Origin of the sequence: Sphingobium indicum BiD32 (genome assembly GCF_000382885.1) — a bacterium.
Classification (GTDB): domain Bacteria; phylum Pseudomonadota; class Alphaproteobacteria; order Sphingomonadales; family Sphingomonadaceae; genus Sphingobium; species Sphingobium japonicum_C.
The window spans coordinates 31,682-50,680 of record NZ_CAVK010000072.1; the positions used below are offsets into that span (position 1 = coordinate 31,682).

The 18,999-nt window shown below is 60.3% G+C and carries 22 protein-coding genes; 9 read left to right on the forward strand and 13 right to left on the reverse strand.

Features of this window, described 5'->3' with window-relative positions:
• Positions 1-447: 447 nt before the first annotated feature.
• Entirely contained in the window at positions 448-942 is a 495-nt protein-coding gene (locus tag EBBID32_RS07710) for a hypothetical protein (protein WP_037489596.1), read from the forward strand.
• Positions 943-976: 34 nt separating this feature from the next.
• Here the strand turns inward: EBBID32_RS07710 and EBBID32_RS24495 are convergent, their stop codons facing one another.
• Complete coding sequence (locus EBBID32_RS24495; RefSeq protein WP_037489599.1) at positions 977-1,939, reverse strand: lytic transglycosylase domain-containing protein; 963 nt, start codon at positions 1,937-1,939, stop codon at positions 977-979.
• Between the two features lie 110 nt (positions 1,940-2,049).
• On the opposite strand from EBBID32_RS24495, the gene EBBID32_RS07720 reads away from it, so the two are divergent.
• Positions 2,050-3,345 carry a hypothetical protein gene (locus EBBID32_RS07720; RefSeq protein ID WP_006953603.1) on the forward strand — a complete coding sequence of 432 codons (1,296 nt, stop codon included), beginning with the start codon at positions 2,050-2,052 and terminating at the stop codon, positions 3,343-3,345.
• Here EBBID32_RS07720 and EBBID32_RS07725 read toward each other — a convergent pair.
• The 4 genes from EBBID32_RS07725 to EBBID32_RS23515 form a co-directional block, all read right to left on the reverse strand.
• Positions 3,342-3,611, reverse strand: a complete 270-nt coding sequence (locus EBBID32_RS07725; RefSeq protein WP_006953604.1) for a hypothetical protein — start codon at positions 3,609-3,611, stop codon at positions 3,342-3,344. The genes EBBID32_RS07720 and EBBID32_RS07725 overlap by 4 nt on opposite strands.
• A gap of 431 nt (positions 3,612-4,042) precedes the next feature.
• Positions 4,043-4,537 carry a hypothetical protein gene (locus tag EBBID32_RS24050; protein ID WP_037489602.1) on the reverse strand — a complete coding sequence of 165 codons (495 nt, stop codon included), beginning with the start codon at positions 4,535-4,537 and terminating at the stop codon, positions 4,043-4,045.
• Positions 4,538-4,569: 32 nt separating this feature from the next.
• Positions 4,570-4,779 carry a hypothetical protein gene (locus EBBID32_RS07735; protein ID WP_037489604.1) on the reverse strand — a complete coding sequence of 70 codons (210 nt, stop codon included), beginning with the start codon at positions 4,777-4,779 and terminating at the stop codon, positions 4,570-4,572.
• Between the two features lie 199 nt (positions 4,780-4,978).
• Complete coding sequence (locus EBBID32_RS23515; protein WP_006953606.1) at positions 4,979-5,134, reverse strand: YdcH family protein; 156 nt, start codon at positions 5,132-5,134, stop codon at positions 4,979-4,981.
• A 600-nt stretch (positions 5,135-5,734) separates the two neighbouring features.
• Here EBBID32_RS23515 and EBBID32_RS07740 point away from each other — a divergent pair.
• The 4 genes from EBBID32_RS07740 to EBBID32_RS07755 all read left to right on the forward strand — a co-directional run bounded on the left by EBBID32_RS07740 (position 5,735) and on the right by EBBID32_RS07755 (position 7,573).
• Positions 5,735-5,953, forward strand: a complete 219-nt coding sequence (locus EBBID32_RS07740; protein WP_006953609.1) for a hypothetical protein — start codon at positions 5,735-5,737, stop codon at positions 5,951-5,953.
• A gap of 88 nt (positions 5,954-6,041) precedes the next feature.
• Positions 6,042-6,347: a hypothetical protein gene (locus EBBID32_RS07745; protein WP_006953612.1), complete on the forward strand. Its 306-nt coding sequence runs from the start codon at positions 6,042-6,044 to the stop codon at positions 6,345-6,347.
• 69 nt (positions 6,348-6,416) lie between these two features.
• A complete protein-coding gene (locus EBBID32_RS07750; RefSeq protein WP_037489610.1) occupies positions 6,417-7,001 on the forward strand; it encodes a hypothetical protein in 585 nt (194 codons plus the stop codon).
• Entirely contained in the window at positions 6,998-7,573 is a 576-nt protein-coding gene (locus EBBID32_RS07755; protein WP_037489613.1) for a hypothetical protein, read from the forward strand. Before EBBID32_RS07750 ends, EBBID32_RS07755 begins: the two co-directional genes overlap by 4 nt.
• Before the next feature lie 334 nt (positions 7,574-7,907).
• Here the strand turns inward: EBBID32_RS07755 and EBBID32_RS07760 are convergent, their stop codons facing one another.
• A complete protein-coding gene (locus EBBID32_RS07760) occupies positions 7,908-9,215 on the reverse strand; it encodes an SLC13 family permease (RefSeq protein WP_006953620.1) in 1,308 nt (435 codons plus the stop codon).
• Between the two features lie 102 nt (positions 9,216-9,317).
• On the opposite strand from EBBID32_RS07760, the gene EBBID32_RS07765 reads away from it, so the two are divergent.
• A complete protein-coding gene (locus EBBID32_RS07765; RefSeq protein WP_037489616.1) occupies positions 9,318-10,196 on the forward strand; it encodes a hypothetical protein in 879 nt (292 codons plus the stop codon).
• A 107-nt stretch (positions 10,197-10,303) separates the two neighbouring features.
• Positions 10,304-10,780, forward strand: a complete 477-nt coding sequence (locus tag EBBID32_RS23520; RefSeq protein ID WP_231382138.1) for a response regulator — start codon at positions 10,304-10,306, stop codon at positions 10,778-10,780.
• Between the two features lie 146 nt (positions 10,781-10,926).
• Here the strand turns inward: EBBID32_RS23520 and EBBID32_RS07775 are convergent, their stop codons facing one another.
• Complete coding sequence (locus EBBID32_RS07775) at positions 10,927-11,325, reverse strand: MarR family winged helix-turn-helix transcriptional regulator (protein WP_006953625.1); 399 nt, start codon at positions 11,323-11,325, stop codon at positions 10,927-10,929.
• A gap of 89 nt (positions 11,326-11,414) precedes the next feature.
• Between EBBID32_RS07775 and EBBID32_RS07780 the strand changes: the two genes are divergently transcribed.
• Positions 11,415-13,202, forward strand: coding sequence for a chloride channel protein (locus EBBID32_RS07780; protein WP_006953627.1), 1,788 nt, complete (start codon positions 11,415-11,417; stop codon positions 13,200-13,202).
• Here the strand turns inward: EBBID32_RS07780 and EBBID32_RS07785 are convergent.
• From EBBID32_RS07785 to EBBID32_RS07815, 6 genes are all read right to left on the reverse strand, one after another.
• Positions 13,199-14,608 (reverse strand): efflux transporter outer membrane subunit, encoded by a 1,410-nt coding sequence (locus tag EBBID32_RS07785; RefSeq protein WP_037489622.1) that lies wholly within the window; start codon positions 14,606-14,608, stop codon positions 13,199-13,201. The genes EBBID32_RS07780 and EBBID32_RS07785 overlap by 4 nt on opposite strands.
• Positions 14,602-15,501 carry an efflux RND transporter periplasmic adaptor subunit gene (locus EBBID32_RS07790; RefSeq protein WP_006953631.1) on the reverse strand — a complete coding sequence of 300 codons (900 nt, stop codon included), beginning with the start codon at positions 15,499-15,501 and terminating at the stop codon, positions 14,602-14,604. The genes EBBID32_RS07785 and EBBID32_RS07790 overlap by 7 nt, the downstream gene beginning before the upstream one ends.
• A gap of 1 nt (position 15,502) precedes the next feature.
• On the reverse strand, positions 15,503-15,727 hold the full coding sequence (locus tag EBBID32_RS07795) for a DUF1656 domain-containing protein (RefSeq protein WP_006953633.1): 225 nt from the start codon (positions 15,725-15,727) through the stop codon (positions 15,503-15,505).
• Entirely contained in the window at positions 15,724-17,799 is a 2,076-nt protein-coding gene (locus tag EBBID32_RS07800) for an FUSC family protein (RefSeq protein WP_006953636.1), read from the reverse strand. Before EBBID32_RS07800 ends, EBBID32_RS07795 begins: the two co-directional genes overlap by 4 nt.
• 145 nt (positions 17,800-17,944) lie before the next feature.
• Positions 17,945-18,190, reverse strand: a complete 246-nt coding sequence (locus tag EBBID32_RS07805) for a hypothetical protein (RefSeq protein ID WP_231382139.1) — start codon at positions 18,188-18,190, stop codon at positions 17,945-17,947.
• Between the two features lie 447 nt (positions 18,191-18,637).
• Positions 18,638-18,952 carry a hypothetical protein gene (locus EBBID32_RS07815; RefSeq protein ID WP_006953639.1) on the reverse strand — a complete coding sequence of 105 codons (315 nt, stop codon included), beginning with the start codon at positions 18,950-18,952 and terminating at the stop codon, positions 18,638-18,640.
• Positions 18,953-18,999: the final 47 nt, after the last annotated feature.

The following is an 18,999-nucleotide window of genomic DNA, read 5'->3' on the forward strand; positions in this document are numbered from 1 at the left end:
CAAAAATTGATGAAGAAGACACAAAAAACATAAAGCATCACATAATTACTCTGCGGTCATCCGGACCAATCAGGGTTCAACTATGCATTACGGAATCAAGTGCCGACAATCTTGAACGCATTAAGAATCTTTTAGAAACCAAGCTTATGACAGAGGTTTCTGTTAGCGATACCTTGTCCGCACTTCTGTTCGATTATGTGGTGGAAAAGCGAGCCGTCCGGACAATCGCAACTCTCGGACTGGACGAACCCGATCAGCCCGGTTCCAACGGCTCGGCGAACGGCACCCATAGCTAAAAGTACAGGCTGACAGCAGCTTAGCTATTCGTTCTGGTCGAATCTGGCTCTAACCGGGCTTGCATTGGCTATGGCGCTATGATTGTCTTCCCCATCCATACGGCTTTGGGGGATCAACATGTCATCTCATGCCAAGGTACGGGCATAAGTTGTGGAGGCTTCGGAAGGCGACGAGCTTGAGGGGGATTACGTCTCCTTGATCCTCCAGGCCATGGCCGAGAAAAGCACCCCTCAGCGCAAGCTCGCCGTGCTGACCGGTATCAGCAAGTCGAGGCTGGGAGTCCTGCTTCATAAGGACCCCGAGAAGCGGGCGACTATGACACTCCCCGAGTTCGAGCGAATTTTGCATGCGCTGGGCATGAATCTTGTCCATGCTTATGTCTGCCTGCGCACCTTCAAGGACCTCGATGCCTATTACCGCAAATGCTATTCCACCGCGGTCCTTATGCTCTGCGACATATGCGTGGGCGCGCCCCGGAAAATGATCGGGGTACTCGAGGAACTTGGCGGCATCGATGGAACGGAAATCAGGTTGAACTGGAGCCCCGCGTTTCAGAATGCCTTCATCAAGAAGGTCACCGAAGAGGTCGAAGCCATACACAAGCGCCGAAATCGCCTCACCGACGATGACAATTTTGATCTCTAGCCGGCTTGCCAGCGATGAGCCGGAAGCCGACGCGCTAATATGTCGCCACGGCAGCCCTTCTCCCCACGACCTGAGGCCTGGTGTCCATCGTGGAAGTAACGACGGTTGCCTGCCGGCCGGCGCCACTCAGTCTCGACCAGTTCAGCAAGACATTTTCGACATAGGCCTGGGTCTCGGTGATCTGCGGGACGCGACCGTTGCGGACCCGCCCGGGCCCTGCATTATATGCGGCAAGAGCCAGATGGTAATGGCCGAAGCGGTCAAGCTGCTCGCGCAGATACTTCGCGCCGCCCCGCAGATTGCCCTCGACGCTGTAGCGATTGACCCCCAGCGACGCCGCCGTCGCCGGCATGAGCTGGGTCAGTCCGAAGGCGTTCTTGGGCGAATAGATATTGGGTTGGTAGCGGCTCTCGCGAATGATCATCGCATCGAACAAGCCCACGGGAATGCCGTACTCGCAGGCGATATTGCTCATCATTCCAAAATAGCCGGCCCGCCGAAATTCCGCATCGGATCTCAGGAACCCCGTGGGCCTGTAGTCTGGAAGCGAGCAACCGGGAACATAGCGAGGCACCGTCGCAGCGAAGGCGGCGTCGCCGCCGCGCATCCAGAGCGGCACGGGAATCGGCGGTGGTGGAAGAGCAGAGCCCGCGACGGCGGAGGCGAAAGGCCTTGCGACGCCGGCATAGGAGAAGGGAACGCCGTCCAGGGCGCCTTGCACCTCCGAAGCGGCGGCCATGCTCGCGTTCATCTGATGCTCGACCCACCGCCGGTTGAGATCGTGAACGCGGAATTGCGATACGAATTCGGTCGCCACCGGGACCGCGGGAATTTCCACAGTAGCCGTCTCGCGAACAGGCGCCTGGCGTTGCGGCACCGGCGCGCCCATCGCGATAAGCTGGACGCTGCGGGCCGTTCGCGCGGGAGGCGATGCCGCCGCCACACCGGCTCCCAACACCACCGTCAGAACTCCGACGCCAACCAATGTCGATCGCATGATGACCTCCCAAATCTGCGTTGGGAAAAGTGGAGATCAGCTGGTCCCAGCTTGTCAATCCATCGCACGGCCGGGAATACGTCCTGGATCAACCTGTCGTCGAGCTCGTCATGTGGTTGATTGCGCGCCACAGCAACGGTTGCGGAGCGGGTAGAATTCCACTTCCCGCACCCGTGCGGGATGCACTCATGCGGTGGTATGTCGGCACCGGTTCGCGCGGCGACGAAGAGGCCGGCATCATGCTGGTACAACAGGCGCGGATCGGCGAAAAATGGATTGCCTGCGATTGCCTGCCGGCAGGCGAACCCCCACCCATCCTGACACCCGCCTTCCTCTCGGAGGCGGAAACCTATTATCTTCGCCGCCTCACGAGCGCCAACCGGCCAGAACATCTGCCAGACTGCCCTTTTTTCCGGGACCAGGCGACAAATCGCATCACGGAAGTGCGGACGCAGGAAAGTCCGGCCGACCCGCCCACTGGCTTTTTCGAGGTTCTGAGACCGGCGCCTGAAAAGCTTGCCCAGCGACCGGATGAGGACAGCACCGACGATCGGACAAGGCAAGCATCGGTACCGCGTCTCGCCCGCCTGCTCTGGCGACTTCTTAATCTATCCGGCCTCAACCGCTGCCCGCCGCTGGCCGAAGATACAGCCGAATTGTCCATCAGCAGCGAATTCAAGGTCCTTTCAACCGCTGCCGCCAAAATCGAGATCGCGCCAGGCATCGAACTGGGCAGAGCCTTCTGGACACATGCCCAGGCGCTCCACAGCCGGCGCGTTTATGCGCGCCTGCGAGAGCTGTCTCACATATGGCCTCGCGGTCACGCCCCTCAGGCGTTCCTGGCCCTGTTTGCTCAGGAGTTCCGCGGCTCCACGATCCATGTCGCCGGGAGCGATCCCGTGGTGCTCGCCAATCGCGTCCAGTCGCCCTCCATACGCGGCAACCCGATCAAAGGCCCCTACCTCACGATCATCGTCGCCGGCGAATATCCCGAAGCCCACGGCTATGCACCTCTTCGCGCCTATGCGCAGCCCATCTACTCGGGCCAGCGATTCATCCCGGTGGACTCCGAATTCGAGCGGAGCATCCTGCGAGAACTGATCAATCTTCGATGGTCGTTCGACCGCAACGGGATCGACCTCGCCCTCGAAAAGCCAGTGTTCGACACGCTGACACCGGCCGGCCCCTGTCGCCCCGACTTCGTCCTGGAAGCACATTCGCGCAGCACCGGCGAGATCAGGGTGCTCATCTTGGAAGCCATGGGATCAAACGATGATGCCTACCTGGCCGCCAAAGCGGTAGTTCATCCGAAAATGGCGCACATCGCACCGGTTGTTTGCATACGCCCTCGCGACCTCGAGGAAGGCCGCATCGGTTCGCTGGTTCGCCGTGCCTTCGGAGCCTAGCGCCAGCTCATCGAAGCAGCGAAGAGCATGACAATCCCAAGGGTCACCGGCATCGACGTCACATAAAGCTTTTGCCAGCGCCACCATGTCTTTGGCACGAAGAGAGCAGCCGAGCGCAGCGAGGTGACGGTTGCCCAGCAGCGCTCACGATAGAGTTCAACCATGATCATCGCGCAGGACAGACCAAGGGCGATCGTGCAGCAGAAGCCTGCGGCGAGATAGAGCGCCATCCAGTTGGCCAGTTCAACTGCCGTAAGCTGTTGCATTGCGGGCAAGTGTATAACCGAGAATCACGAAGAAAGTCTAACCGCTCCAAACCTTCGCTGGCCTACCTGGTCGGGACTGACCGGTGCGGGCTCGGCGGGCCCATAGCGACCGGGTCGAAACCGCGCCGTCAAAAACGTCGGCGGTGGAAGGGCTCGGCCTTTGTCGCGGAATAGGTCGACGCGCACCCAACTTGGGTCAATTACATATATTGCGACGCATTAGCATATGTGCTACTGACTATGAAATTCGTAACCTATCGCACATACCATGCGACACATGACTTGCACGATATGCTGCCATCATTAAAATGATGTGGGAATATTAGCCTTTCACAATCATTTAATTATGGGTCAATACACAAATATATTATGATAAAATCATATTTTGAATATATTTAACTTTCTATCTTGCGATCTTTATTTTTTGATTTTCAGGAATAGTCTGTTGGAAAGGGCAGAAAATCCAAGACCAAAGACCTCTTTGCCCCAACAACGGACAACTTATGCACGCCTCGGTTCTTGTCATACTCTATGAAGGTCACGAAACGGTTGAAATCCACAAAAGCGAGGGCGAGGCCCGTCATGGACTCCTGCGCTTTGTTGACCGGCATTGGCCGGATCGGTTTGGCCTCCCCCCTCCGCCCCTCGACGATACGACGCGGATCGATACCTTCTTCAAAGACGGAGGCATTTACCTTATCGCTAAGGCGGATCTGGCCTCTCTGGGCCAACAGATCGACAACGCTGACCAAGACCGCAGCCGCCTCAATGGCGTCCGCTTGCGATGATCCATCTGGGAATCCTCGATCACCGCATAAGTAGGCAGAGCTCTGTGTTCGAATACCTTCCCAGACGAAAGCTTTACCCGAGGCGAGCCAGCACCTCCCACTGAGTGACGCCTGGCCCGCCAGAATGGCGACGAACATGTGTCGAAACGGCGCCACCTGGCCCAGGGATGCTACGCTTTCGGAAATTGTTCCGCTCGAGCCCCCAAGACCGCGCCGATGCCGTCTTCACCCCCTCCCCGCCTTCCCGGGCCGTGCAGCGCAACATCATGGGCGTACTGCAGGTGAGCTGCGGCCGCCGCCTCCCCGCAGCGATCCAGAATTTCCAGAGCCTCCACCATGAGTGCGATCGCTCGCGCCAGATCCGGATCAGGAGCGCTCATGCAGCCCGCTCAATGCGTTTCAATGCCATCTCCCGCGCCCTTCTCTGCAGCTTTCGCCGGCGCACCGGATCACCTACCGCCCCGCACATGACCCCAAACATATCTTGCAAGACCGCGATCATTGAAACGATTTAAGCGGTGGGTCGCCGGCGGTATCCAGGCAAAACGCCCGAAGAAAAGCGTCGGACCATACGCCAACTCAACTCTTCGCGATTTCTTCCTTGAAGCGGAGCTTTTGCTTCTTGAGCTCCTGGATCACGGCTACATCTGGAAGAGGGCGGCTCATTTCCTCGCGAATCTGCCGGTCAAGATTGGCATGCTTCAGCTGCAATGCGCTGGCATGGGGTGAATTCATTGGTTCATCCTCTTTGCTCAGCCGGACTCGCGATTGCGAGCCGGCACCGATCCAATCCTGATTGGATCATATCCCGCACAGATTGCCAGAGGTTAATCTCTTGCCGGTCATTGGGCCAGACACGGTTTCCACATGCAGTAGAATGCCTGACCCACCCCAAACCACCAGGAAAATCGTCAAATTATAATTTTCACAATATATATAATAGTTCATTACATATAACTAACTTACAAGCATCAATATATACTTTGCTAGGCGTTGTGATGATGTGCAGAGATCATCTGCATATATTTATTCTTACAATATATTACATAATTTACCATACCTCACCTGATCAGGCATAACGCAGGTATCCACGACTTGACATTCCGCTCGAAATTACCATAATGATTTTATTATGATGGCATATGACCTCCATCCCCGGATACAGGCCGGCAACAGCACAGCACGGCTGGATGCCCTAGGCGACTGACGCTCGGTTCGTCCGCCTAGGGCCCTCTCAAAACACAACAGGGCGCTTAGCTCGCCCGTGTTCAACTCATTGCGCATACGTGCGCCTGGCTCGCGAAAATCGCGGCCACATGGTGAGAGGAGATATCCGTGCTGAACCATTTTGTCGTGGAGGCCAACAAGATCACTGCAGGCGTGGCGGTGCGCATCCCTGGCGGCTTCCGCTTTTTCCATTCCGATCCTCGATTCCGCCGACTTGACGGCCAGATCTTCCGCAAGGCGCGTACCCTGGCGCGCAAGGTGCGCGAACTCGCGCAGTCACTCGGGCGGCCTGGCGAACCTGAAAGACCACAGCCTGTCCTGACCTAGGCTTCGAGCGTCGATCGGCTCCCCGCTCGCTGCGGGCCAACCTCTGCCGACGGCAACGCCTCGAATTTGCAGCGACAAGATCAAAGGTGTGGAAATGAGAAACAAACAACGCAGCCTCAACAGGAGCGTCCGACGCAGGCTGGAAATAGAGAAAATCCTTTCGCAATATCCGAACCTGCCTTCCAACAAGATCAATGAGATCGTGCATTGGTTCAAGCGAGAGGCAACGGCCATGGAGGTTGCAGTGGTTGCAAGCAATCTGGACGTCCAGGACAGCTATGAACAATTTCGACAAGCCCACATCGACAAGCTCACGCCGGTTGAGCTGGCGGTGACGGTCTTCATCTGCATGGCCGTGATTGTCGCGTTGGCCGTCGGCGTCGCCATTTCGTAGCGCGCCAGATCGAGCCCGCAACCGCTTCTCCGCAGTACCAGGCGCCAAGCGGCGCACCAAAGGGTTGTTATGATTGATCCTCATTCTCGTCTGCTCGAAAACCTGTTGGAAGCGGCCTGCATCCAAGCGGAAGGCCTGCTTCGCGAGCACGACCCTGCATCACGGGCACTCGGCCAATTGAAATCGGATCTCGAGCTTTCCCCCCTGGTCGAGAAGCAGCTGATCGGTGCGGCCTTGCAAGTGGCCATGGATCACTGCCTGGTAAGCGGGATACGCACGAGCCTTCTCAACCGGTTCCGTGCTTTGCCTCCGGGAGTCGCCATTGAAGCGCAACGCCGTTCGGTGGAAGCCGACGTGATGCAGCGCGGGCTGCCGATGGAACTGGCGAGCGACTACGTTCATACTCTCGAACACAGGCTCGCCCTTCCCTCGCATGAATTGCCCGAGATGCTCTGGGCCTATGGATCGCTCTACGGCGAACTTTGGAACGATCCCCGGATCGGCGCGGGCACCCCCACGAGGCGGATCATGCTGGCAATGACGACTGCGCTGCGCGCGCGCAGCGCACAGCTCAATGCTTCAAAAGCGGCAGCACCCCCGCACTCCGCCGCACGCCACCTTCCAACAATGCCTGTAAATGGTGCAGCGCTATGAGCATCCCGGATGCAAAAATGGGCAGACGGCCGGACCTGATCGACGAGTTGATCGAACATGCCGGCCAGCGTGCCGGCGAGATCCTGTCCGCGCCTGATGCAGCCGCCAGCCTCCGTCACATCGGGGCAGACCGGTTGAGCGAAATTCAGCGTCTGGAAACATCCCCCTTGGCGACCGATCAACTTGTTGCCGTTGCGCTGCGATTGGCTGGATCGAGAACCGCGCGCGGCGATGTGATCGAGCATCTGGCGACCTATTTCAGGTCGCCGGCCTCTACACTCGAGATCGAGGCCCAAAGGCGGACGATCTGGCAGGAGAATCGCGGAGAGCTTCTACCCATCGACCATGCCGAAGCAGCAGCAGTGGAAATCGAGCAAGCCATATCCGATGTCGTTGGCGTGGATTCGTCAGAACAGCTGTCTCGTTGGGCCGCGCTCTATGCCGATCTCTGGTGTGACCCCCGCCTCGGTGCCAGCGCTCACGCAAGGCGAGTGATGCTGGCAATGGTTTCCGTTCTACACGAACGCAGCCGGCTTTTGGCCGAAGGCTTCAACCTGCGAGGAATCTCGTGAACAATCCGCAGTTCGATGAGCCGAACGCGCCTGTCCAAGTGGGATGTTGGGGGCAAGCGGCCATTATCGCGGCCGTGCTATTCATCTTCTTTCTGGCCGTTCCATGGGATTAGTTCCCAAACTCACGTGGATCGGGCCAACCTGTCGATCATGAGCATGGCAACGGCAATCGGGGAATTTTGCGATTTTCAGGGTAGATCTTGCACTTATGGGAATTCACAAAAGCCGCAGCGAGGAAAATCGGCCTGGCGTCCCCGAATGGTCGACCACAAGCATCGCCGATTTCAATTTCTCGGCCGCATAGCGAGCACCCCGGTGCAGGCCAAGGCGCCGCCTAGAACGGAAAGAACTCCTGGATCGCCAGGATCGCGGTTGCGCAGGTGATAATGTTGAGCGGCAGCCCTACCCGCACGAAATCCATGTAGCGATAGCCAGCCATCTGGTAGACGATGACGTTCGTCTGATAACCGAACGGTGTCGCGAATGCCGCGCTGGCCGCCATCATCACGGCAACCAGAAACGGGCGCGGACTAACCGCCAGACTTTCGGCAAGGGCAACCGCGACTGGCGTCAGAAGCACCGCCACCGTGGCATTGGACAAGAGCTCGGTCAGCACCATGGTCACGAGATAAAGCACGATCAACGCGGCAAGCGGCGACAGATCGTGGACGCCTCCGATCAGCAGGCGGGAAGCTTGCTCGGCAAGGCCGCTGCGTTCCATCGCAATCCCGATGACCACCATCCCGGCGATCAGGATAAGGATTTCGGGCTTCAACCCGCTGTAAGCTTCATCGGCGCTGATCACACGCAGCAAAATGAGGAGAACCGCGCCGGCGAATGCAGTCGCCGCGATCGGCGCGACGTTGATCGCGGCCAGCAGGATCGCACCACCGAATACGAGAAGCGCCACGACCGCCTTGCCAATATTCAGCGGCCGTCTGATCGCAAACACATTGGCGTCGCCCACCTGGGCACTGGCAATATGCGAAGGATCAATCGGGTGCGAGGCTTCCGTGCGCTCCTCCCGACCGTGCCTTGCCAGCAGCCGCCCACTAACGAGGAAAAGATAGAGACCGCCCACCAACGCGATCGGCAGGCCGACCGGCGTGATCTCGAAAATCCCGAAGCGCGGCTGTCCGGCCACACTCGCCATATCATCGACGAGCAAATTGGTCGACGTCCCGACCAGCGTGCAACAGCCGGTCAGGACGGTAATATAGGATAGCGGCATCAGATAGCGCTTCGGTGACTGGCGGAGCGTGAGAGCAACATCGCGAATGACCGGCGCGCCCAGGACGACGATTGGCGTGCTGTTAAGAAAGCAGGAGACGCTGCCGATCATCGACAGCAGCAACCAGATCCCCTTCGAGCCCATGCGAGTGCACAGTCCTACCGCCAGCGTAATCGCGCGATCCAAAAGGCCCGATAGCTCAAGTGCGTAAGCAATCACGAACAGCGAGGCCAGGGCAATGATTGCCGGACTGGCGAAGGCACTCTGCACTTCGGACGGTCTGACCACCCCCGCCATCAGCAGGACGGCTGCGCCTGCAAGAGCAACGACGTCGGCCCGCATGCGATCCAATATCAACATGAGGACGACCCCGCCCAGGACCAGCAACGTCAAAATCTGATCTACAGTCATGGTTCGACTGCTCGAACGGCGACCGCTCCCTGTCAATGGTCAAGGCTGCCCCAGGTCCAATACGAACTGGAGCAATCCTGCTAGTCTGCTATCAGTCAAGCGATGCGGGAACCGAGCCTCAGAACCAGTCGCCTTGCCATCGCGGGCGGGTTGACCGCAGCGATGGCCTTGGGCGCGCTTGGATTCTTCATCGGCCGGGAGACCGCCCCCGGCGAGCCACCCGCGCGACCGATCGAGCAGATACCGGCCCCAACGCCCACCCCCTCAATGCCCGAGCAGCCGTCCGTCCTTGAGCGCGCGGACATCATCGCTCTGGCCGATCGCGCTGCGGACGCCTTTTCATCCGGGCGCCCTGCTCCTGCAGAAATCACAGGGCTCGCCGGGCGCCGCTTCGAGCTGGTTCTTCCGTTCGGCTGTGAGGGTCCCACCGCCAATAAGACCGACGAAGCGCTTGGCTGGCGCTATTCGGCTGACGACCAGGTCTTGCGTGTGCATATCGCTGCAACGCGATGGCAACTTGACCAGTGGGGGGTGACCGACCCGCAGACTGCTGCTCGCATCACCGAAGGCTTCTGGGTCACACGCCCGTGGATGTCCTCGACAGCTTGTCCGGCGCACGCCGTGTCGCCGCTTGCAAGTGGGACGGAGCCTGTCAGCCCCATCGAACAGACACTCGCCATTGCGGAGATGAAGCCAGATCTTGCTCTGAACAAGAAGCCACGCTCATCCCGAACTTTCGACACCGTCAAGCGCGTGCGGCCCGATGATCTCGATTTGAGCAAGGGTTTTCGCATAAGATTGACCGGTCGCATCGCCGAACTGCCCGGCGGCCAATCGATACGCTGCGCTCAGCCTGTGGGAACCATGCGGCGACCAGCCTGCATCGTTGCGGTGTCATTCGAAGAGATGGCGCTCGAAAATATGAGCGCCGCGCGCCCTCTCGCCACATGGAGCATGAGCGCACCCTCCGATATCAATTGAAACCCGGACCCGAGCCTCGTCGATTGGCGCGAAACAGCGGCGCCTCCTCATCGCCAGACGCCTCCCGCCGTCCTGTGAAGGCGGGCAGCCCATGGGAACTTATTTCCTTGAACCGGCGTTACTCGTTGAAAACGGGAAACATCGGCCAATCGACTTGCCCAAAGGCGGGTTGCCGGGAGGGGGGAACCAAGAGCGTGGTCATTCCAAATCAGCAAGAGAGCGGCCGACCAATTCACATTCTGGTTGTAGAGGACGAGCCATTGATTCGCGCCGTCCTCGCGGAATATCTTCGCGACAAAGGCTTCATCGTCGTGGAAGCAGTAAACGGCGACGACGCTTTCGCCTATGTCTGCTCCAACCAGCCCGTCGACCTGGTCTTCACCGATATTCAGATGCCTGGCTCAATCGATGGCATCGAGCTCGTTCGCAAGCTTCGCGGATTCCTTCCCTCGCTTCCCATCATCGTCACCTCGGGAGCCGTCGGACCGGAAAGCATCGACGAACAGGCGTCGTTCATCGCCAAACCCTACAGGCAAGAGAACGCCGTCTCGCTCGTATGCTCCACCCTCGGCTTGAACTCCTGATCAGCCGAGTAAAACTCTCCCCCCTCGTCGAATCCGATGCCCGAGGAAGCGCGGGGTGCCGTTGCGGCGAGATCAATCCGGGCAGCCTTCTCGAGACTGGCGACAAGCGGCCGGCTCCTCGACCATCGAGCGCCCGATAAACGCATTCAGGCGAGCTGCGCGAAGACGTCCGAGAACAGCGACCGCATGCGCCGGATTTCTTCCCGATGCACCGCAGACAAGGCGTCCAGCAGACCGTAAGCCTTCGGGGTCAGGCGCAACAACGCTCGCCTTCGGTCCTGGGTGGCGGCCTGTCGCGTGATCAGTTCCAGCGTCTCCAGGCGATTGACGAGACCGGTGGCGCTGTGCGGTTTCAAAATCAGGCGATCGGCTACGTATCCGACAGTCGGTTCGGTTTCACCACAGCCACGGATCGCGAGCAGAGCCTGATGTTGCTGCGGGGTCAGACCAACTTCCATCGCCTTCTCTTCACTGAACGCCTGAAACCGGCGAATGGCATGCCGAAACGTCGCAAGCGCTGCATAATCGGCATCTTCGAGCAGCATTTCCTTCTGTCCCAAATCACCCTCTTCGATTGAACTGCATCGCAATACGATATAGTTGGCCGCTTCCCAATACAGGATAATGCCGATTCATGTCCCTGACACCCCCGCGCTCAGCCGAAGGTCATCAACTCGCCGATCATAGCGTCGACCGCCGCATGATCATGCTGGCAACGATGGCGATCGTGGTTGGAACAGGTGGCGCGCTTGGAGCATGGGTGCTCGTCAAGCTGATCGCGCTCGCGACCAACCTGTTCTGGTTCGGCCGTCTGTCGGCCGATCATTCAGTGATTACCGATGCATCGGTTGGCTGGTTGATCGTGGTCATCCCTATCGCCGGCAGCCTCATCGTGGGCCTGATGGCCCGCTTCGGGTCGGACAAGATCCGGGGCCACGGAATCCCCGAAGCCATCGAGACGATCCTGTTCGGAGAGAGCCGCTTGTCCCTCAAGGTCGCCCTGCTGAAGCCCCTGTCCTCGGCAATCTCGATCGGCAGCGGGGGGCCATTCGGCGCAGAGGGACCGATCATCATGACCGGCGGCGCGATTGGCTCGCTGTTCGCGCAATGCTTCCATCTCAGCGCGGCCGAACGCAAGACCTTGCTCGTCGCAGGTGCGGCCGCGGGCATGACCGCGATCTTCGGGACGCCGCTCGCCGCGATCCTCCTCGCCGTGGAAGTGCTTCTCTTTGAATGGAAACCGCGCAGCTTCGTGCCCGTCGTCGTCGCGGTCCTCATATCCTTCGCCTGGCGCCCCCTCCTCATCGGATCGGGATCGATGTTTCCGATGACAGCCATCACACCCGACGACAGCTGGTCCCTGCTCGCTTCGGCGGGCATCGGCCTGGTTGTCGGCCTGGAGGCGGCTATGTTGTCGACCTGTCTCTACCGCATCGAGGACCTGTTTCACCGCCTGCCCGTCCACTGGATGTGGTGGCCCGCCATAGGCGCGGTCGTCGTCGGGTTGGGCGGTCTGATCGATGCCCATGTGCTGGGTGCCGGCTATGCGAGCATCGAAGCTTTGCTCAATGCCTCGCTGCCGCTCAAGGTCGTCGCCGCGCTTCTCGTCGTAAAAGCCGTGGTCTGGCTGGTGGCACTGGGATCGGGCACATCTGGCGGCGTCCTCGCGCCGCTCCTCATCCTTGGCGGCGCAGCCGGCTTTCTGCTCGGTCAGTTTCTACCTGGCGATCCGGGTTTTTGGGCCATGATCGGCATGGCCGGGATCATGAGCGGTGCCATGCGCGCGCCGATGACCGGCGCCATTTTCGCCGTCGAACTTACCGGTCACTTCAACGCCGTCCCCTATACGGTAGCCGCCGCCGGCGGCGCCTATGCCATCAGCGTCCTGCTGATGCGGCGATCGATCCTGACCGAGAAGATCGCCCGGCGTGGGCGGCATATCCTGCAGGAATATTCGGTCGATCCCCTCGACCTCATCCAGGCGGGCCAGATCATGACGCGCGAACCAGCGACCTTGCCCGGAACGATGTCCGTCGCTGCGGCGGTCTCCTTCTTCGCATCCGATGCCGTCCACCGCAGCTATCCCGTCATCGACCCGCAAGGAGGACTGCTGGGGCTCGTCTCGCGGACCGACGCCCTGCGCTGGCAAATCGATCGCGAGCTCGACGAAACGACCCTTGCCGACGCCATATCGGATGCAGCCCAACCGGTTGCCTATCCAGATACGCCGAGCGGTGTAGTCGCCGACCTCATCGTCGAGTCCGGAATTGGCCGCATCCCGATCATAGAGCCCGGAACCCGGCGCGTGCTTGGCATCCTGTCCCGTCAGGACCTGCTGAAGATCCGCAGCGCGAACCGCCATGCCGAAGTCGGCCGGTCACGCCATGTGGGCCGCAAAACCGTCCCGAAGGTGTCTTCCTAACTTGTCCAGCCGCCGCCTAGCGCCAGAAACAGGGTAATTTGATCATCGTTCAGGGCGGCGCGCGCCTCGGCTGCGGCCTGTTCCGCAGCGATCCGGTCGCGCTCGGCCTCGAGCGCAGGCAGCGCTGCAATCTTCCCCCCGCGCCGCAATTGTCCGGTTCGCGCGGCGGCGCGCCCGGCATCGGCCGCCGCCCGGTCCAGACGATCCTGCTGCTCCAGGCCGGCCGCGTAATTGGTCAGTGCCGTCTCAACCTCACGCAGAGCTTTCAGCACGACACCATCGAACGCGGCAAGATCACCTCGGCTCTGCGCTTCTGCCGCATCCACCCGGGCACGGGCAGCATGCCGGTTGAGCGTCCAGCTGATCAATGGACCAAAACCGAACCGATTGGTAAGGGGCGACAACAAGTCGGCGGCGACGCCTGTCGAACCAACCGAAGCGCCAAGATGGATGTCGGGATAGAGATCCGCTACCGCGACGCCGATCCGCGCGGTCGTTGCAGCAAGTCGGCGCTCGGCAATGCGGACATCGGGCCGGCGCTTCAGCAATGTGTCGCCATTGCCGACAGGAAGCAGCCGCACCAGAACCAGCGGGTCACGACACGAGAGCAACCCAAAATCAGCCTGAGCCGGTGTTCGTCCGGAGAGAGCCGCGATACGGAAAGCCGCGTTGCGCTGCCTGGCGGCCAATCGCGGGCGACGCGCTTCTCCCGCCTCGAGCAGCGCCTGACGCCGGTCCCGTTCATAGGGCGCTGCGCGCCCATGCGCGACCATGATCCGGGTCAGGCGAAGACTGTCCCGCTGAACCGCGATCACACGATCGAGCACACCGAGCTGATAGCCACCATTGCAAATATCGGCGTAAGCCCGGGCGGTTTCGGCCGCGACGTTCACCCGCACGAGATCGCGCGCCGCCTCGGCCGCCTCGGTATCCGCGCTCGCCGCTTCGACGCCGCGCCGTATCCGACCGAACAGATCGAGATCGTAGCTGACTCCAACGCCCACATTATAGATTTGACGCCGGGGTGGCTGGACATGCTGCAACTCAGCCTCGGCCGACCGCTGGGCCCAGCTGGTTTCGGCGTTGACACTACCCTGCACCTCGCGGCTCGCGCCGCGCGCATCGAGCAAAGCCAGGCTGCGTTCCAGATTGGCTTCCGCCATCCTGAGGTCCGTGTTGGCCGCCAGCGCCTGCTCGATCAACTGGTCGAGAGTCGGATTGTTGTAAAGCTTCCACCAATGGTCCGGCAGGGGTTCCAGTGTCACCACGCCCGTTCCCGAACGGAACGCTCCTTGCGCCTCCGGAGCGTTTACCGCGGCGGTCTCAGGAACATGATAATTCGGCCCTACCGCCGCACATCCGCTCAAAGCCATGACGGCTCCCACCAGGAGCGCCCGCCTCACCATGGCAAGCTCCTATGCACGCTACGGCCGTCATCGCGCGGATGGACGACGACGGTGGCGGTCTGGCCAGGAATCAGCCTCACATTGGCCGGAACCTTGTCGATCGCGACACGCACCGGAATGCGCTGGGCCAGCCGGACCCAGGTGAAGGACGGGTTTACATTGGCGAGTTGCCCGTCGGCTCCAGCTCTTTCGCGATCCTCTACCCCGCCGGCAATACTTTGGACATGCCCCTCGATCTCGTCAGCGACCCCCATCAGATAGATGCTGGCCCGATCCCCGACCCGGATCGCCGGCAATTTGGTTTCCTCAAAATACCCTTCGACCCGCAGGGAACGGTTGTAGACGAGGGCAAGAGCCGGCTTTCCAGCAGTCAAATAGACGCCGGGCTGTAGCGACATGTTGGCAACAGTGCCGTCCACAGGCGCGCGGACGATCGTGCGGTCCAGATTGAACCGGGCAAGATCACGCGCCGCCACCGCCTGACCAATAGCGGCACGCAACCCGTCAACCCGAGCGGTTCCCTGCTCGATGGTTTCAGCCGCGATCACTTCGGGCATGGACCGGTTCCGGCGGTCCTCGCGCTGTGCCTGATCGAGAGCCGTTCGCTGGCTCGCCACATTGGCCTCAGCTTGTTCCAGTGTCAGCCGATAGCGTGGCCGGTCGATGATGAAGAGCACATCGCCCTTATGGACCTCCTGGTTGTCGGTCACTTTCACATCCGTGACCAAGCCGCTGACATCAGCGGCAACCGGAACCATATCCGCCCGCACCTTACCATCCCGGGTAACCGGCTCAACCTGATAGCGCAGCCAAAGAGCGTATATTCCAGCGAGAATGACAAGAATAACAAAGAGCGTGGCGAACGATCGCAAAAGATTTTGTCGATGCAGCATGTCAGGAGGCAAACCAGCGATAGAGGAAGACATCGGCGAGCGCGCTCAGGCCCCACCACATCAGAATGAACAGAGCGAGTTCGAGCAGGCTCGGGTGCCAGAGCAAGCGATAGACCGGCAGACGCTGCAACAGCCCGCGCGCCAGATAGACGAGCACTGCCGCCAGTACGCCCCAGGCAAGCGCTGCGGGCATATAGACGCCCAGAACATTGATCTCCTCGATCATGCTCTTTCTCCGGCAGGCATGGGTCTGAGATCAGGCGGGTCCGCTGCCGGAAAAAGATTGCAGCGCATGCCGACAAGCGCGCGCAGCGCATGGCGGCGATGCTCATCAAGCGAAAGGGTCAGCAACGCCGCCAGCGCCCGGTCGATCGGCTCAACCAGTGCCTTGGGAGGAGCATCCATGTGTCCACGGCGCCAGCGCTCACCATAGAAAGCCGCCAGACCGGCGAGCACAGCGCCCAGGCTATGACGCACGTCATGCGGCACGTGGGGGAGCGCCCGCCGGATGGGAATGATATTGCGGCCGATCCTGAGGTCCGCCAAGCCGTCAGCGGCGTGCAACGCATCGCCAGGCGAGGCCACTGCCATTCGCGCGGCAACCTGCCCCAAGCGATCCACCGCCCTGGCCGTCCAGCGATCGGCGCGGAACGGTCGGCGGATATCGGCAAGTTGAGCAAGCTCGGCCCAATTGGCGCGCAGGATACGCCGCGCAGTCCACAATACGTTCGCTGAGCGAAACATGCGGGTAACCGCGAGCGTCGTGACAATCCCCCCCACCTGCGCCAGACCAGTGTTGATAAACAAAGCAAAATCGGCCTGGAAACGCGCCAGAAATCCCATGGCGACGATGAAGCAGGAGAACATCGGCAAAGCCTGCGGCGACCGCGAAGGGTCGGCCTGAATATAGCCCATCCACAAAAGGGCCGGGGCCAGAGTGATGATGAGCATCTCATAGCCATCGACCCGCGGCAGGATCACGAAGAGATAGAGCGCCGCCAGTGGAAAGGTCTTGAGCGTCGCCATCAGATAGCGGCCGATGACCGGCGCGGGGTCATCCTGGGTCGCGAACGAACAGGTGATCAGCGCCGCGAACGCGGCTGTGGCCGAGCCATTGGGCCAGGCAAGCAGAATCCAGATCGCGCAGTACAACGCGATTGCGGTAGCGGTCGCCATCCCGGCAAGCGCGGCGACGCCATGGTCGCGGGCAAGCGAGAACGGCTCCACCGCCAGATATTTGGGGCTGGGCCGGCCAGCCGAGCCGATCCTGCCGGCGAGTCTTTGGCTGGCCGCCAATGCTGTCACGAACTCGGCAATCCGCACGCAGGCGCTGGCCATCAAAAGATCATTCCAGCCGGCGCGCGCCTCGGCCGCCGATGCCATCGCCTCGCATCGCTTTACCAATGCGCCGACCCGCTGGAATCTGTTATGCTCATCATCAAGCCAGTCGATGATGTCGCTCAGCAACATCTCGAGTTCGGGCGGCAGATCACCATACTCCCGCAGGCGATCAAGGCGATTGGCGGCGGCCGATGCCAGAGGCAATATCGTGGCAAGCTGCTGCTGCAGAGCCGTCACGCGACGCCGGGTCGCAGGCGCCCAACGCTGGTCGAAAGGAAGATGAACCGCGATCATTCCCAATTCGGTAACATCGGCGGCCAGCATCCGGCGGTGCTCATCTTCAAGGCGCGTGTGGCGGCTACCCAGCGCTTCCGCGCTCCAGCGGCGCGCATGTCCCAGAAATGATTGGACCCGGGCCCGGATCGCAGGGGTCGCGCTCCAGGGCTGCAACAGCGCGTGGACTGCGGTTACACACAGAATCGCAACTGTCATTTCCTGTACGCGCGCAATGCTCGTCTCGAAAATATTTACAGGGTCGTCGAGATAGGGGAAGCTGATCACGGCCGAGCTGAAGGCCGCCATCTGGAACAGAAAAGCGCGCGGCGTTCGATCCAGAACCGCGAGGTATATGCAAAAGCCGGTCCATGCCGCCAGACAGAGCACCAGCAGTTCCGGCGAGTTCTGGAGATTGGGCACCAGAAGAAGCGTCATGCCCGCGCCGGTGAGGATACCTCCCAGACGATAGAGAACCTTGGGTCGGAACGCTCCGGCCATGGGCTGCGCGGTGACGTAGACCGTTAGCAGCGCCCACCAGGGCCGCGGCAGGCTGGCGGAAAAGGCAATAGCCAGCGTAGCAGCCGCGGCGAGGAAGCTGCTAAATGAGAATAGCAGCTTCTGAAGATCAATCGCAATCGGCGCGACCAGCAGGCGTTTCCGGCCTGGGAGAGCAACATCCATCACTGACAACCATGACAATTGGGATTGTCACGATCGACAACGACCGTGGTCCTAACCTCCCATTGATACCGCGGATGGTCATAATCGAGCGGAGCCGCTCAAGCGTAGTGCAAAATATTTATAGAAAAGTGCAAAAATATTGCACTTAATCCTTGTGGCGCCCCTGTGTCGGCTTTCTATCCCCGTCAGCTGCAGCGTCCCGGTTTTCAGACATATCCTGGCCCTTGCCGGAAACGAAAAAAGCACCGACCGGGACGGCAACGAAAACGATCAGGATGATCTGCTCTTCGCTCAGGATGCGATTTTCGTTCAAATAATAGAGCCCGAACATGAGCCCGGCCAGCACGAGCGTCCAAAGTGCTCGCGGCCAGGTGAACGTCGCCTGCGTCAAATGCTCTCCTGACCCGGGCCCCGCCATGAGGGATCCTCTCTCCTGGTTGTCGCCGGTTCAACTATCCTTGCTGAACCGCCATCAGGCTGGCTGGGACATTAGGCATCGCATCGCAAATGAATGTTTTTGCGCCATTACCTCAAAAACTTTGCGGTCGATGTCATGCCCGCGGCGCCTCGCGACATAAGTCGCTTACCAGAAGCAACCGGCCACAACGCGTTTGGCGATTCTCCGGTCCGACCGAGGTTCACTACCCTGCGCGTTTCGGCGCGAGCACTGCCTTCACAAGCCGGCGCACATGCTGCCGACGAAGAGCACTGCGAGGGACAGGTTCGATCATCTCAAGGCGAACGCGTTTCACCAAATTGCGCATTTCTGCAAAGCTCGGCCTTCTGTCCTGACCCAGGACAGCGATAAGGGCGGGATAAAACCAGATCCGCTCGGTCGTCATGCGCTCCTCCTCGAGGTGATGGAACGATCAAGATCTTCCTTCGGCCGTTCGTCGCTCTCGGCACTTGCCGAAACAAAATAGAGCAACCCCGATGCCACCAGACCAAACACCGCCGCCATCTTGAAAAATTCGCTGTGTCCAAGCGAGGTCAGCCATGCCCCGCCGATCCCGCTGAGCAGAAGGACCCAACTCCAGCGAGGATGATGCAGACGCGTAGCGATTTGCCAGGCAAGGAGGGTCAGCAGTGTCGCTACCGCCAGACTGCCCAGCGTCAGGCCCAGAGCCACAGCCAGGATCTTCAACATCGGCATAGCCGCCTCCTTCAATCCTCTCGCTCGAAGCGCCTCCTGTCACACGC

Excerpts from the sequence above, each read along its gene's own strand:
- EBBID32_RS07815 (WP_006953639.1), bottom strand. The coding sequence starts at position 18,952 with ATGCCGATGTTGAAGATCCTGGCTGTGGCTCTGGGCCTGACGCTGGGC.
- EBBID32_RS07765 (WP_037489616.1), top strand. The coding sequence starts at position 9,318 with ATGCGGGAACCGAGCCTCAGAACCAGTCGCCTTGCCATCGCGGGCGGG.
- EBBID32_RS07750 (WP_037489610.1), top strand. The coding sequence starts at position 6,417 with ATGATTGATCCTCATTCTCGTCTGCTCGAAAACCTGTTGGAAGCGGCC.
- EBBID32_RS23515 (WP_006953606.1), bottom strand. The coding sequence starts at position 5,134 with ATGAATTCACCCCATGCCAGCGCATTGCAGCTGAAGCATGCCAATCTT.
- EBBID32_RS07790 (WP_006953631.1), bottom strand. The coding sequence starts at position 15,501 with ATGCTGCATCGACAAAATCTTTTGCGATCGTTCGCCACGCTCTTTGTT.
- EBBID32_RS07760 (WP_006953620.1), bottom strand. The coding sequence starts at position 9,215 with ATGACTGTAGATCAGATTTTGACGTTGCTGGTCCTGGGCGGGGTCGTC.
- EBBID32_RS07785 (WP_037489622.1), bottom strand. The coding sequence starts at position 14,608 with ATGGTGAGGCGGGCGCTCCTGGTGGGAGCCGTCATGGCTTTGAGCGGA.
- EBBID32_RS07720 (WP_006953603.1), top strand. The coding sequence starts at position 2,050 with ATGTGGTTGATTGCGCGCCACAGCAACGGTTGCGGAGCGGGTAGAATT.
- EBBID32_RS24050 (WP_037489602.1), bottom strand. The coding sequence starts at position 4,537 with ATGTTCGTCGCCATTCTGGCGGGCCAGGCGTCACTCAGTGGGAGGTGC.
- EBBID32_RS07725 (WP_006953604.1), bottom strand. The coding sequence starts at position 3,611 with ATGCAACAGCTTACGGCAGTTGAACTGGCCAACTGGATGGCGCTCTAT.
- EBBID32_RS24495 (WP_037489599.1), bottom strand. The coding sequence starts at position 1,939 with ATGCGATCGACATTGGTTGGCGTCGGAGTTCTGACGGTGGTGTTGGGA.
- EBBID32_RS07800 (WP_006953636.1), bottom strand. The coding sequence starts at position 17,799 with ATGGATGTTGCTCTCCCAGGCCGGAAACGCCTGCTGGTCGCGCCGATT.
- EBBID32_RS07795 (WP_006953633.1), bottom strand. The coding sequence starts at position 15,727 with ATGATCGAGGAGATCAATGTTCTGGGCGTCTATATGCCCGCAGCGCTT.
- EBBID32_RS07735 (WP_037489604.1), bottom strand. The coding sequence starts at position 4,779 with ATGAGCGCTCCTGATCCGGATCTGGCGCGAGCGATCGCACTCATGGTG.
- EBBID32_RS07775 (WP_006953625.1), bottom strand. The coding sequence starts at position 11,325 with ATGCTGCTCGAAGATGCCGATTATGCAGCGCTTGCGACGTTTCGGCAT.
- EBBID32_RS07755 (WP_037489613.1), top strand. The coding sequence starts at position 6,998 with ATGAGCATCCCGGATGCAAAAATGGGCAGACGGCCGGACCTGATCGAC.
- EBBID32_RS07780 (WP_006953627.1), top strand. The coding sequence starts at position 11,415 with ATGTCCCTGACACCCCCGCGCTCAGCCGAAGGTCATCAACTCGCCGAT.